The organism is Sulfitobacter sediminilitoris (genome assembly GCF_010667575.1).
In the GTDB taxonomy this organism is placed as follows: domain Bacteria; phylum Pseudomonadota; class Alphaproteobacteria; order Rhodobacterales; family Rhodobacteraceae; genus Sulfitobacter; species Sulfitobacter sediminilitoris.
Map to the genome: position 1 here is coordinate 17,747 of NZ_JAABNT010000012.1, position 12,333 is coordinate 30,079.

9 protein-coding genes are annotated in these 12,333 nt (G+C 56.7%); all 9 read right to left on the reverse strand.

The window, feature by feature from the left end; all coding sequences use genetic code 11:
• Nucleotides 1-56: 56 nt before the first annotated feature.
• The 9 genes from GV827_RS16955 to GV827_RS16995 are packed head-to-tail and all read right to left on the reverse strand — an operon-like array spanning nt 57 to nt 12,300.
• A complete protein-coding gene (locus tag GV827_RS16955; RefSeq protein WP_164355003.1) occupies nt 57-773 on the reverse strand; it encodes a PP2C family protein-serine/threonine phosphatase in 717 nt (238 codons plus the stop codon).
• Complete coding sequence (gene tagF / locus GV827_RS16960) at nt 770-1,456, reverse strand: type VI secretion system-associated protein TagF (protein ID WP_164355004.1); 687 nt, start codon at nt 1,454-1,456, stop codon at nt 770-772. Before tagF ends, GV827_RS16955 begins: the two co-directional genes overlap by 4 nt.
• Nucleotides 1,456-5,031, reverse strand: coding sequence for a type VI secretion system membrane subunit TssM (gene tssM, locus GV827_RS16965; protein ID WP_164355005.1), 3,576 nt, complete (start codon nt 5,029-5,031; stop codon nt 1,456-1,458). Before tssM ends, tagF begins: the two co-directional genes overlap by 1 nt.
• Entirely contained in the window at nt 5,031-6,458 is a 1,428-nt protein-coding gene (gene tssL, locus GV827_RS16970; RefSeq protein ID WP_408056273.1) for a type VI secretion system protein TssL, long form, read from the reverse strand. The genes tssM and tssL overlap by 1 nt, the downstream gene beginning before the upstream one ends.
• A 21-nt stretch (nt 6,459-6,479) precedes the next feature.
• Nucleotides 6,480-7,820, reverse strand: a complete 1,341-nt coding sequence (gene tssK, locus GV827_RS16975; RefSeq protein ID WP_164355007.1) for a type VI secretion system baseplate subunit TssK — start codon at nt 7,818-7,820, stop codon at nt 6,480-6,482.
• Nucleotides 7,821-7,860: 40 nt separating this feature from the next.
• Nucleotides 7,861-9,321, reverse strand: coding sequence for a type VI secretion system-associated FHA domain protein TagH (gene tagH / locus GV827_RS16980; RefSeq protein WP_164355008.1), 1,461 nt, complete (start codon nt 9,319-9,321; stop codon nt 7,861-7,863).
• 7 nt (nt 9,322-9,328) lie between these two features.
• The gene (locus GV827_RS16985; protein ID WP_164355009.1) at nt 9,329-9,640 is read right to left on the reverse strand and encodes a PAAR domain-containing protein; all 312 of its coding nucleotides are present in this window, start codon (nt 9,638-9,640) and stop codon (nt 9,329-9,331) included.
• The gene (locus GV827_RS16990) at nt 9,637-10,248 is read right to left on the reverse strand and encodes a DUF6931 family protein (protein WP_164355010.1); all 612 of its coding nucleotides are present in this window, start codon (nt 10,246-10,248) and stop codon (nt 9,637-9,639) included. Before GV827_RS16990 ends, GV827_RS16985 begins: the two co-directional genes overlap by 4 nt.
• 9 nt (nt 10,249-10,257) lie before the next feature.
• Nucleotides 10,258-12,300, reverse strand: a complete 2,043-nt coding sequence (locus GV827_RS16995; protein WP_164355011.1) for a type VI secretion system Vgr family protein — start codon at nt 12,298-12,300, stop codon at nt 10,258-10,260.
• Between the last annotated feature and the right edge of the window lie 33 nt (nt 12,301-12,333).

The window sequence follows — 12,333 nt, forward strand, 5'->3', positions numbered from 1 at the left end:
TTGAATTTTAGAGGCTTATAGGCTGTGTAACCTTTGGTTTAATCTATTTTAGCTGATCAGAGAATGTCGACCACGGCCGTCGTTATATTGTCGGCCCCGCCCCCGGCCAATGCAATCTGGATAAGGTGATCGCAAATCAATTCGATCGGTTGCGATGAAAGTGCCCGACGCAACATATCGAAAGTTGCGTATTTCGTCAGGCCATCAGAGCACAGCAGAAAGCGATCCCCCGGCGCAATTTGGCCGCGTATCTTGTCCAGTTCCAATTCATCTCCGACACCAACGGCACGGGTAATCGCATTTGATTGCGGATGGTTCTCAGCCTCGTCCCACGTCATTTGACCCATCTCTACCAAGGCCGCGACAACCGAATGGTCTGTCGTCAGCATCTCAATCCCGCCATCACGCAGACGGTACAGACGGCTGTCACCGGCCCACAGGGCCGCGAAATGACCCTCCGCAAGGATCAGACCAACGACCGTCGCACCGATCACCTCAATCCCACGCGTTTGTGCCTCAGTGCGGATTAGGCGGTGCGCTTCCTGAATGGTATCGCGCAGGGCGTGCAGTCGGTCTTTTGGTTCCAGATCAATTGGAATACCTGCCGCCATGTCCGCAATCAGGCTGCTGGCATAATCGCCAGCCGCATGGCCGCCCATGCCATCTGACACCAGCCAGATGTTCAGTTCCGGTAACGCCAGAACGGCGTCTTCGTTCACCTTGCGTTTATGGCCGACGTGCGTCTTCACGCTGTAGCGGGTATGCAGGGTCATGATATGGGCCTCGCGTCTCCCCACAGCGGGGCATTCAAATTAAAAAGGGCGCACGCCTGATGCGGGTCTGGCAGGCCGTCGCAGATCATGGCGCGGCGAGTGCCGTCCAGAACAGTGCTCCACAAGCTGGGCTGAGCCAAGCCCCCTGCAACCAGCAATCCGGCGGCAAGTTCAGGGGCGATGCCAGTTTCCTGAGCTTGTGTGATAACGTAGCCACCTCCGGCACGCCGCAGGGGCGCATATCGATGAGCAGGGGGTGGTGCAATTTCGGCCAACAATGCAGAGAGACGATCGCGATCCATGCCATCCTCAAGCGCTGCCAATGCGATATCTTCTAGCTTTTCGAAAGTCTCGTCTTCAGACAAGTGATCCAGGGTTGCCGGCCCTTCGCGTTCGACCGCGGCCATCAAAACCAGTGGAAAGCGTCGCCCGACCCTGTCAACTGAAGGCATCAAAACGCCAATAACTTTGGTAGCACCTGCCAGCCCAGCGGAAAGCGTGAAACGCCAGATAGGCGCAGACATGTACTGATCGTCCCAAGCGTCCCTACCCGCCTCTGCCGCCGCCACCATCGCGCCCTGCAACCAATTGTCCCAGATCCGCACAAATCCGGGCGGAGCGTTAAGATGGAAGAAATCGCCCAAGGCGGGCATCTTTCCAAAAGCGCCGAATCCTTGCTCCATCAGAATGTCTTGGGGCAGTTGAACTTGGACAGCGCAGGCAAGGCAAAGGGATTTATGACTGATCCTGATTGAAGCTGGAAAATCGCGATGCGGCCTGCGACATTGAAAATCACGCGCTTGCGGTCCGACACGTTGGTCCGTCGGATCTCGGCCGCATCCAGCAGTCTGAACCATGCCCACGGTCCATCCTTAGCCAACTGGCTTTCGCCGTTCTGTAGTTGGGGCTGGAACACCACGCCAGCCAGGCCGACCGTCCCCGGCCATGTGATCGCGACGGGTGTGTTGTTTGGGCGCCGGGTTTCGAACAGCACGTTTTGGGAGCCGATGGTCAGCTGCACGGAATCCGCCTTGGGATCTAATGCCTCGGGCGTAATCTGGAACTGCACTTGCGGGTTCGCGCCACCCGCAAAGAACGCGTCCCGGATTTCGGCGGCATACTGCAATTGTTGCAGCACCGCCGGAGAGATGCCGAGGTCAACATCGTTGACCTTTTTCCAAGTCCAAGGTCGCGAACGGGTGTCCACATATTTCGAAAGGTTTGTCGAAAAGAACGCATCGATCATGCCACCGGGGGCAAAGAGCTTCTGGAAATCAGCCATTGCGACATCAGCCCGCGCGCGGCGGTTGAAAGGATAGCGATTCTCAAGCGCCTGTGTGCAGAAGGGAAGCACATTCGATTGCCACGTTGCGTTGATTGACGACCGTGTGCCATCTGCGGTGATCCCGGTCGAACCGGTGGTGATCTGGCTGGCCCAGCGTTCCAGTGGGCCTGGGATACGTGCGGCCATCTGTTGGAACCGCTGCGTTGCCGTGCCGCCATCAACCGCGGTTGCAGCGACCCCGCTGAATGACATCTTGTTGAGCTCCTGATAGACCTCTTGCAGGGTGGCAATTAGCATATCAAGCTGGCTGTTCTGGCCCTCGGGGCGCTCAACCAAAGTGTGTATCCATTGGAAACGTTCTTCGACATAGGCACCGGGGGGTTTGGGCGGCGCGCCGTTTTCACCCGTTGCAGAGTTTTGAAGGGCCTCAAGCAGGATTTCACCCTGAATGCTGAGAGCCGATCGCGCTTCGATTTGGGCCACGCGCCCCAGTCCGTCACTCACTTCGGCCGATCCCAGAAGGGAGCGGTCTTCGGTCAGCTTCGTCTGCTCTGAAATCTCATTCAGGATATTGACCAGAGGCGAAGTTGGTCCCGATAGGACATTCGTGACCTCAACCGCATGTGCAAGGGATTCCAACGGGATCACGTCAATGTCCCCGAGAATGGTGTCATATTTGGCGATATAGTCGTTGTAATAGAGATTCAGCACATCACGGCTGAGGGCGGTAAGGGCGCCATCGGTTTGTTCGGCCACACCGCGTGGGCCCAGGACCCAACTGTCGCGCTGGATGCGTTTGGCAACACCCAAGGCTTCGCCGAGAAAGACATTGTTAAAGCCGTCGTAGGTAAAGATACCTTCGACCCCTTCGTTGAGGGGCTTGCCTGACGATCGCACCAACACGCGCGCAACCGCAGGGCCACCGGCTTCTGTGATGCGCCATTCAGGCAGACTGGTTGCGGAAGGGCTGTTGATGATCCCGTTATAGACCCGTTGCGCCAGTGGCATTTCAGACAGTATACCTTGAACCTGCTCAACCAGCGGGCCGTTCAGTGAAACCTTGGCCATCGGTTGTGACAACAGGGCATCAAGATGAAAGGCCAGATCGCGGCGCAGGGCCTCGCGGCCGGGCCCGGCAAAGGTTATGGACCAGTCGATGTTCATCCATTCCTTGACCATTACCGCGTTCATCGGACCTTCAAGGCCAAGCATCAGATAAATCTTGAGCGCCTCATACAGCAGATCAGGGTTGTTTACGTTCCCGGTGATCTGGTCCTCAAGCCGTAGCAGAAGACGAGGCAGAAGCCGCTGATTCAGTGCGGCGCGATAAGTCTGTGCGGCCTGTGTGCCGATCACTTCACCCTGATATAAGCCATAGGTTAGACGGCGTTCGGGATCAGGGTCGCCGGCTGTGGGGTTGGTTGGCATGTCGCGCAATACATTTAGTGCGTCCACCACTGGGGGCAGATCAGTGTCACCCACTGGGCTGCCGGGCAATGTTGCGCTAAGCTGTTGATAGCTGTCCACATAGGTCGACGCCTGTTCGATTAGATCCTGATTGCCTAGATAGCTGCGGGTGAAAAGCGTGCCGGTCCCAAGGGCCACAACCACTGTCGCGGCTATTGCCGCCCGCTTGGTCCAGCGATAGCGGCGTTCGACCTTGTCATCGGCAGAGACGAGCCCCGCTTCTGGAAAAATCACACCTTCAAAGAGTCGTGTGAGGAAGTACGACCGCCCCTGACCCTGCCCCGTACCGATGGCCTGACGACCGATGCCGAATGTCCGCGCCATGCCCAGCATCAGACGGTCGATCGGCGTGCCTTCCTGTGTGCCTGAGGTGAAATAGATGCCGCGCAGCATATGGCGCGTTTGATAACGATTGTCCTGAAAAACCTCGATCAAAAAATTGCGCGCGACCGACCGCATGGCGGCAACCTGAGGCGGAAAGCCTGCGATCATGGAACGGCGTTGCGGATCGGATTCATTCTGCATCCGTTCAAGGGATTGCGCATTCAGCTGGCCTAGCAGCAGAGCAAATTCGGAATCAAATGCCGCAACGGGCGAAGTTTCGTCTTTGCTTACATCAAGGGGGAGGGTAAAACCCCATACCTGTTCCCGATCTTCCTTGCCAAGATTGTCATAGAATTCGCTAAACCCGGCGATCAGATCGGCCTTAGTGAAAAGCACATAAACCGGGAAACGGACGCCCAGTTTTTCGCGCAGTTCATTTAACCGACGGCGCACGGCCAGCGCATGGCTGGCCTGTGTGACTTCGTCCTGCATCAGCAAATCGCTGAGCGAAATCGCGATCATCGCGCCATTGATTGGCTGGCGCTTGCGGTACTTTTTCAACAGGCCAAGGAACCCAAGCCAGCCCGCATTGTCTGTATCTGCATCGCTTTCCTGCGTGGTGTAGCGCCCAGCGGTGTCGATCAGTACCGCATCATTTGTGAACCACCAATCACAGTTGCGGGTGCCGCCCACCCCGCCGATGGCGGTCTTGCCCATGCTTTCGGCCAGCGGGAATTTCAGACCAGAATTCACGATGGCCGTGGTCTTGCCCGCGCCGGGTGGGCCGATCATCACGTACCACGGCAGTTCATTCAGGTGCTTGCGCCCGTTCTTGGATTTGCGCAGCTCTGCCATCGCGGTCTTGAGCTTGTCGCGCAATTCTCCCAGTTCCGCGCTGGTGACATCGTCGGCCCCATCATCGACGGTTTCGGCGATTTCCTCGGTCATCGCCTTTTCCTTGCGGCGCCGTCGCAGGAAGATGAACAGCATCAGGCCGATGAAGAAGAACCATATGCCGCCGATAAAGATCGACCTGGACATAATGCTGTCAAAGGGCCGCCAGCTGTCACTGCCGATGAAAGGGGCCAGGAACCAGACGGCAACGGACAGGGTGATCGCGACCAGGAGCAGAATGGAATAAATCGACTTGAAGAAGAAATAGAGGATACGACGTCCGTACATTACGAGGCCTCCTGCACCAGCAATACTTCGATGCGGCGATTCTTGGCCCGCCCTTCGCGCGTGCTGTTGTCGGCGATTGGTTCTTTCTCGGCCCGACCCTCGGCTGTCAGGCGGTTGGGATCCTGTATCGTCTTGGCCATAGACGCCATAACTGATTTAGCGCGCGCCAGCGACAGATGCATATTGGAAGGGAACCGCGAGGACTTGATCGGCACATTGTCCGAATGGCCTGTGATGATCACTGGGCCGGGTTCTTCATTTAGGGCGTTGGCCACTCGCGCAATGGGTTCGATAAAGTCGTCCGTCAATTGATCAGAGCCAGAGCCAAACATGTTTGACCCTGCGATGCGGATGACAAGCGTGTTGCCCTTTTGAAAGACATTCACGATGCCCTCGTCGATTTCCTTTTGCAGGAATGTGACCACTTTTTGTAGGCGAACTTCTTCGGCGGGGGCAGGTGGCGCTGGCGGCGGTGGCGGCGCGCGGCGCTGCAGGGCGGCAACAGGCCCGCTGTCAATCACGGAAAGCTGACCGATCAGACGTTCGGTATGATTGCTCAGCAGGTAGGAAAGACTGGTGAATTGCAGCGCGAGAACGGCCGCAGTGGCACCGAGCGCGATCCAGACCAGACGCCAGGCTGAAAGTGCTTTGAAAGGTTTGTCCTCCCCCTCCCAATGGGGCGACAGATCGCGTTCTACATCTCCGCGCTGGCCGCGGATGATGCGTGCAAGCCCCGCCCTAATTTGCAGGTGCTTGTCCGGGCCGCCCTGTTCGACCCGCAACCGGCCTTCAAAGCCAAGAGAGAGACACATGTAGATGAATTCAAGCACATCGAGGTTGCTGGCGGGTTCTTTCTCAAGCCTGGCCAAAAGGTCGTAAAAACGGTCGCCGCCCACGGTTTCGCGATGGAACGTGCCAACCATGGATTGCAATCCCCAGCTGGACTGACCGCCCCAGGGCGTGTTCAGCACCACATCGTCCAGTGTCGCGCAAAGCGCGTAGCGGGCGATTTTGACGGTTTGCGCGGGAACGCCGGCCTGTAGCGCCCGGTTTTCAAATGCGCGGACTTCGGCCACGACGGAAGATCGCAGTTTATCCGGGTCCATATGCTGTGCACGGTTGCGGATGCGGCTGACCAGGGAAAACAGTGGCGCGGCACAGGCGGTCAGCTGGTTCATACCAGTAAGAACCATTTCGATCTCTTGTGGCCCATCCTTTTTGGACGCCCTCGCGGGGGAAGCAGAAGCTGGGATGCCGACTGCATCAACAGCCGGGGTGGCCATCGGTTCGGTAGACGTTGCGGATGTTGCCTGCGGCGCAGCAGCCGGTGCGGGGTTTAACGTAGCCGTGCGGCGCCCGCCCGGATTGGGGCGGATCACTGTCTTGTCTGTATCATCGGGTTCTGCAAACGGGTCTTCTTCTGACACTGGCATTCCCTTTCTCGGCTTTTATGTGTTGCGGATCGCCCAAAGCTCCATGTTCAGACCGGGATATTGGCCTGACACATGTACCGCGATGCCCCCTGAAGTGGTCATCTTGCCCCAATACTGGCTGTCGGAGGCGAGTTCGAAATATACTACGCCCGCGTGATAGGGGATCTGGCGCGGTGCGACTGGAAGCGGCCGCAGCGTGATCCCCGGCAGGGCTGAATTAACAAGCTGGCGAATTTCCTCGACTGGGCCGATCTTGGCCTGGCCTGCGAAATGGCGGCGTACGTCTTCGGCGGGGATTTCCGCCTGAACGGCCAGCACGAAACCGGCGGTACTGATCAGCTTTCGGTCTGCAATGACACCAACGCTGACACCGTATTTGCGCGCTTCCAGCGGGATGGAAATGGCTGTCTGTTCCAGAACTGAGCTGAGGTATTGGCGCAGCGTGCGGATAACGGGGGCAAAGGTCAGTGACAGGTTGTCATGCTTGTAGGCGGGAAATTCGGGCGGTTCCTTGTTCGTGGTCATAAAGACCGACAATTCACCGGCAAGGGCCACGCAATGGCGGTAAGCATCTTCGGGATGCAGGTTTTCGACCGTGGCCAGATGACGGAATACCGGGATATTACGATTGATGACCGTCAACAGCAGAAAATCTGAAACCTCGGCTACCGCCTTGGCTGCACCCCCTTCGGATAGACGCCCGGCAAGGGCAGTCATCCGATGCGACAACAGGCCTTCGATTTCATGCACAAAGCCCCCAAGTGGGGTCGAGGCGCGGACGTCGATGCAGCTTGGGATAAAGCTGCGGTCGAGAATGATTTCCTTGTCTGGGCGCACTTCGATGATGCGAGCAATCGGGATGGCCAGCATGTCGGCCATGTCGTCCACAGCCAGTGCGAATTGCAGGCGCATCTTACCGATGCCAATGGTGACTGGCTTTTGGTCCTTGCCCATCGTGTCTGTTATCTCAAGCTCGCTCGGGCGCAGGCGGCTTGCCGATTGCTCGGCACCGGTCAGATCGACCTCCAACGCGCCTTGGCGGCGCTGCGGCACCGTGAGGTAGACCACGCAGTCCTTAATCGTATCAGGCACCTCCAGCGCGGGCGGATGATCTTCGGTCTGGGGTACGCGAAACACCATGCCGTCATGGGTAAGCCCCGAACAGCCCTTGAGCGCGAACTGGCCGACCTTCAGTACTTCTTCGTCGATCTCAAGCGCGTTCACACCCCAGCCGTATGGCCGGATGCGCCGCGCCAGTCCAGCGACCAGCGCTTCCTTGTGGCGGTCCGCCTGCTGGAAATGGTGTGGTTGTAAGAACAACCCCTCCGTCCAAAGCACTTTACTGTCCCAGGACACGCAATACTCCCTTATCGTCCGTGCCCCATTGGGGCGCGGTTTATTTTAATTTGTCCAGTTGTTCTTTGTACGCGCGCGCAAATTCGCGGCTGAACAGTTCATGAAAATCATTCTCGGCCTGATCGGATATCTGGCCGTACATTTTTTCATAGACTTCCCAATATCGGGCTTTCTTGCCCTTCAGTAAGCCACCTATGCCGCCGCCGGATTCAATCTGTTCACCCAACACTTCGGGGTCAAGCTTGGCAAGCACACCTTTCAGCGCGGCCTCCATGCCAGTGACCATCGCCACTTCATGCGCCTTGATGTCATTCAGCGCCTGTTCGGTGGCGGTCTCGGACCCAAGATAGCCACGGGATTTGGGTTTGACCAATGCTTCAATTGCCTGTTCGGGGCTGATCGAGAATTTCAACGGGTTGTTGCCGCCCGCGCTGATCATCGTCTGTTCGATACGGAACTCTGACTTGATCGAAGTGCGGGTCATCAGGATTTCGCGCAGGCCCGTTATCATCGTGCGCATCACCCGGCCCATGCGGCTCATGGCCGTGTGCAGATCCTCGTCCGCGATCTGAAGTTCCTCCACATCGAGCGCGTCAAGAAACGCACGCGCCGCGGCCTGATCGCCGCTGACCACCACAGGTTCTTCCTTGGCGGGGGGCACATCGGCTTTTGCTGCAGTCTCAGATAGTACAGCAGCAGCCTGAGGCGCTGGTACCTTGGTGTCGTTGGAGGCCAAGGGTGCAGCTGGCTGAGGTGGCGGTTCTTCTTTCGCAACCGGTTCGGGCTTTGGCTCCGGGTCTGGTGTGGAAGGAGCCAGCAAATCATCGTCCCAGTCATCCGGGATCAGCGCAGGACCAGTCGAATGAGACGGACGAAAACTGTCACTGCTGCTGGTGTTGTGCATTGATTGGCTTGGACCTGGATCATCGCCACTGGCATCTGAAGGCTTGGTAAAGAACGGGTCTTCTTCTTCGCCCAAGGGCGGTAGCAGGTCGTCTATCGGATCGGCGGTCTTGATCTGACCGGGGCCTTTTGGTCCTTCGGGAGAACCCAACAAGTCTTCCAGAAAATCGCCGCCCGGCCCCACATCATCAAGTAGTTGCATGGGATTGGGCGAATTGCCTGCCTGCCCGTGCGACACTGGATCATTGCTGACTGGGTCGGGAATTGAGGGCGGCGATGCATCAGCGATTTCCACCATCAACTCGTAGGGGCCAACAGAAAGAATATCGCCATTGTTCAGCGGTGTCGGCGTACGACCAAGCGGAGTTTTGGAATAGTTCAGAAAGGTACCATTTGTCGAAAGATCCACCACGACGACATTTCCATTATGATCCTCGATCACACAATGGCTTTTGGACAACTGCCGCTCAGGATCAGGCAAGACCAGATCGTTCGCAGGCCCGCGTCCCAAGCTGAGCGAGCCGCCAGCAGGCATCTGCATCAGTCCCACATCGCCCGGCATGGTCCCAGAGGACTGGAATGTCAGCTTGACAGGCATCCGTGCGCTACCCTCCGACCAGCACGTTAATCTGGCATGGAGGCAGGATGAAACCAAGGCAAGTGCACTGATCTGCCAAACGGGCTTGCGGCTGGTTCTGCGTCAGCACTGTCAGAGAGCCCAGGATGATGGGGTGCGGCGGTACAGCGGCGAGCATATCACCCATCCGCGCCGCAGGTAGATTACCGATCAGCACCGTCGGCGCGCAGGGAGGCAGGATCGGGCCGGGTGTCCCCGGTGGTGGTATCGGTACGCCCGGCGGCGTTGCTGGGATGAGGCAGCCATGCATGTCGGTCATTCGGGCGGCGGGTTTTGTCATTTTGTCGCCTCCTTCATCTTGCCTTCGCTCTCCAGCCTGCCGCTGCCGCCGCGCGCAATATCTACCGCCCTGTCGATCAGCATTTGTCCATATTCTTCAAATATATCAGGCTTTTTGTCCAATGCCACGATATTCATCACAAAGGCACAAGTCTGGGCCGCGCCTGCAGGGGCAGGAAACTCTGACAGGTCCGCAGGCCCCAAAGTGCCGTCAGAATAAAGCACCGACATGGCTATGTTAACGGTGTCATCGTCGATATAGGCATCATCCATGGAAAGGCGTGCGCGCTCTCGGTTCTCATCCGTAGGCTTGAAAACCCAGTCTTCTGAGGCAACCAGAGGTTTCGGGTCCTTGTCTGACTTCGGCCCGACGTAATCGCGCGCTGCGAGACAGGCCCACCAGACCCTTTCCCGCGGCGGCAGGATGATGGACATGAGCCGCAACATATCGAACATCGCGCCCTTCTCATCAAGCTCTACCAAGATCTCTTCTGGCAATGCAGCGACCGGGGCGGTGATCGGGGTTTCAAGGCGCGTGTTTGAAAGAGACAGCAGCTTGGCCCCCGGCTCTTTGGGCACTTTGACCATATCTTTGAATCGTTCGTTCATTGCGCTGCCTTAGTTTATCTTGGTCAACCCGCCCCGCAGGGTCAACATTGCGCTGCCCTTCACGGTGGTATTGATCGCATCAACATCGACGGATGTTGTCCCTTTGATCTTCACGCCGGTTTGTGTGATCTCGATAGAGCTGCCCCCAACTTTGAGCGTTATCTTTTGTCCTGCCTCCATCATGATGGTTGTCGCAGCACTGATATCGATCTTACCTGACTGAACGTCGAGGCTCATATTGCCGCTGCGGACGATCTCGGTCATGTTGCCCTCGACCGTCAGGTCCAATTTGCCCTGATCGACGGTCTCTGACTTATCTCCTTCTTGGATCATTTCGGTGACGTTTTTCTTGACGGTCTGCAACAAACTGCCTGCATCTGCGGACTGGCCGTCGGCACTGACGTTCACATCTTTATCACCGATGGTGATCTGCGCGCTGTCCTTGACCACCATCTGATAGTCTTTTTGCGATTGAACATGGACGTATTCCTTGCCCGTGTCATCTTCGAACACGAGGGCATTGTAGTCAGATTCGCCACCATCAGGCGAGGATCGTGTCATCAGGCCTGTGCGGGTTTCCTCGACCCCGTCGATATAGGGGGGCATTTTGTCCTTGTTGTACATCATCCCAGTACAGATCGGCCTGTCGGGATCACCGTCTTCAAACTGTATCACGACCTCCTGTCCAATGCGCGGGATCGAGATCAGGCCAAAGTCACTGCCTGACCACTGCGTCACCACTCTAATCCAACAAGACGCGGTATCGGTCACGGGGCTGATCCTGTCCCAACGAAAGAGTACCTTTATCCGCCCATAGTCATCAGTATGGATTTCCTTACCCGCAGGTCCGACGACCTCTCCAATCTGTATGCCGGGTATTTCTGGCCATGGCGTGACCAGTGGCGCCCGAAAAGGGTCTTTCTTGGGCACCGCGGCAAAAGTGAACGAGTAGTCGTTGTTGATCTCTTCGGGGATTTCGATGTTCTGCGGGTTTAGGGCATACCACATCTCGGTTTCTTTCATTTCGTTTGAATCGCGGATGAAATGAACGACCTCGGTGATCAGATATTCGGTGTTATTTGCGACTTCGGGGTGTTCGGTGAGGGCAAAAAACAGACCAGCGCCAAAATGCCTGACGTCACCCGCGCCGCGAAACAGCAGATGGTTGATCGCATCGGCCTCGACGCGAACGCGCGTTCGTTTTTCGCCAAGGGTTTCATTTCCCCGAAAGTGGCCCGGCGAGTCGTAGTATTCGAATTCCTTGTAAGTATGCTCCCCCGTTGTCAGCTTGGTTTTTTTCAACGCTTCTTTTTGCCGAACTGACGGTTTTTCAAAATCGTAGTCAATCAGCGTGACAATCCCGCGTGTCACTTCTTGCGCGGCCGCCCATTCCGATATCGTCTGCCCTGTCTTGCTGTCCGAAGCATCGCGCGGTTTGTACTTGGCGGTTCCGCCGTCGATGTCCTTGTGCCCAGAGACACTGTCGCAGAAAACCAGCAGCTCATTTACTTGAAACGCATCGGAGTGATCAAAATAGAAATAAATCCCCTCTTCTTCCATCAGTCGGGACAGAAAATCGAAATCCGTTTCGCGGTACTGAACGCAGTATTCGCGTTTTTCATATTCATCGGATGTCTTGATCTGATAGTCTGTTAGCTGATGCGCGTCCAACACTTCTGTGATAATATCCGTCACGCTCTTGTTCTGAAAAACACGGGTATTGCGCTGAAGCGTCAGCAACCAGAACCATGGACGCACCTGAGCCACGAAATGATCGTTCTGGTCGCGCATCCCCATCGCTTCGATAGAGATACAGGTCCCCGTGATCATGCGCCCATTGTCCGACCCTTCTTGCTCGACGTGAACGGTCATGATCTTACCCACGAAATCCTTCAGCTTGACGTCAACCTTCTGCGCCAGGAATTCGATGGTCGTTTCGGTCAATGTGCTGAGTTTTTCTTTGACAATCGCCTGCCTTAGCCGGAGCTTGTCGGTTGTGTAAGTGCCCGACATCCATGTCGAGGCGTCTTCTCTTGGCTTACTAATGGTCATAATAAGTCCCTCTAAAGGTGCGCCTCGGTGGCG

What these genes read in the sequence shown, in the direction of transcription:
- GV827_RS16955 (WP_164355003.1), bottom strand. Translation starts at nt 773, where the DNA reads ATGACCCTGCATACCCGCTACAGCGTGAAGACGCACGTCGGCCATAAA.
- tagF (WP_164355004.1), bottom strand. Translation starts at nt 1,456, where the DNA reads ATGGAGCAAGGATTCGGCGCTTTTGGAAAGATGCCCGCCTTGGGCGAT.
- tssM (WP_164355005.1), bottom strand. Translation starts at nt 5,031, where the DNA reads ATGTACGGACGTCGTATCCTCTATTTCTTCTTCAAGTCGATTTATTCC.
- tagH (WP_164355008.1), bottom strand. Translation starts at nt 9,321, where the DNA reads ATGCCTGTCAAGCTGACATTCCAGTCCTCTGGGACCATGCCGGGCGAT.
- GV827_RS16985 (WP_164355009.1), bottom strand. Translation starts at nt 9,640, where the DNA reads ATGACAAAACCCGCCGCCCGAATGACCGACATGCATGGCTGCCTCATC.
- GV827_RS16990 (WP_164355010.1), bottom strand. Translation starts at nt 10,248, where the DNA reads ATGAACGAACGATTCAAAGATATGGTCAAAGTGCCCAAAGAGCCGGGG.
- GV827_RS16995 (WP_164355011.1), bottom strand. Translation starts at nt 12,300, where the DNA reads ATGACCATTAGTAAGCCAAGAGAAGACGCCTCGACATGGATGTCGGGC.